Below are 1,166 nucleotides of genomic sequence, written 5' to 3'. Positions count from 1 at the left end.
GAGGTGTGGTTCGGCACGATGTCGACGATGACCCGGATGTCGTGCTCGTGCGCGGCACGGACCAGCGCGTCGAAGTCGTCGAGCGTCCCGAGGCGACGGTCGACGTCGCGGTAGTCGGCCACGTCGTAGCCGCCGTCGNCCAGGGGCGAGGGGAAGAACGGGGAGAGCCAGACCGCGTCGACGCCGAGCGACGCCAGGTACGGCACCCGGCTCGTGATCCCCGCCAGGTCGCCGAGCCCGTCGGCGTCGCTGTCCGCGAAGCTCCGCGGGTACACCTGGTAGACGACGGCGTCCCGCCACCAGTCCGGGTCGGTCGTGCGGGGTGTGCTGGCCGGCGTCCGAAGCGTGCTCACGTCGCCACCGTAGCGACGATCGCCCGACCCGGGAAGGCGTCCGCCGACCCGGGAAGGCGTCCGCCCGACCCGGGGACGGCGTCCGACCGGCCCGGGAATAGCGCTCGGCGCGCACGCATTGGTTGTCGATGACACCTTTCCGTCCCAGAACCGAAGGATCCCCATGACGAACGTCCTCGCCCTCGTCGGCAGCCTCCGCGCCGAGTCCATCAACCGCAAGCTCGCCGAGGCGGCCGCGCACCACGCCCCGGAGGGCATCGAACTGTCGACCTTCGACGGCATCGTCGACCTGCCCTTCTACAACGAGGACATCGACGGCGACACCCCGCCCGCCGCGGCCGTCGCCTTCCGCGCCGCGATCGACGCCGCCGACGCCGTGCTGCTCGTCACGCCCGAGTACAACGGCACGATCCCGGCCGTCCTGAAGAACGCGCTCGACTGGGCCTCGCGTCCGTTCGGCGCCTCGCCCATCTCGGGCAAGCCGCTCGCCGTCATCGGCTCGGCGTTCGGCCAGTTCGGCGGCGTCTGGGCGCACGACGACGCACGGAAGGTCGCCGGCATCGCCGGTGCGAAGGTCCTCGAGGACGTCAAGGTCGCGATCCCGCAGTCGGTCGTCCGGTTCGCCGAGACCCACCCGCGCGAGGACGCCGAGGTCGTCGAGCTCGTCCAGGGCGCGCTCACCGCGCTCGCCGGCGCGTCCGAGGAGCAGGCCGCGGCCTGACGACGTCGCCGACGCGACCAGGCGGCGGACGGGAGGCGCGGTGCGGGTCCGCACCGCGCCTCCCGTCCCTGCACGGTCGCGCCCACCGCATC

General features: G+C 73.0%; 2 protein-coding genes. One reads left to right on the top strand and one right to left on the bottom strand.

The genetic code is table 11. The features are described 5' to 3' along the window. Positions 1-353 (bottom strand): alpha-amylase family glycosyl hydrolase (locus I5E_RS15215; protein ID WP_031262898.1); only part of this gene is annotated, 353 nt, incomplete at its 3' end. 163 nt (positions 354-516) lie between these two features. Here I5E_RS15215 and I5E_RS15210 point away from each other — a divergent pair. Further along, entirely contained in the window at positions 517-1,074 is a 558-nt protein-coding gene (locus I5E_RS15210; RefSeq protein WP_022907734.1) for an NADPH-dependent FMN reductase, read from the top strand. Positions 1,075-1,166: the final 92 nt, after the last annotated feature.

The organism is Curtobacterium sp. B18 (assembly GCF_000333375.1).
Taxonomy (GTDB): domain Bacteria; phylum Actinomycetota; class Actinomycetes; order Actinomycetales; family Microbacteriaceae; genus Curtobacterium.
Note: the sequence above shows the minus strand (reverse complement) of the source record. Positions and strands in the feature narration are given on the sequence as shown.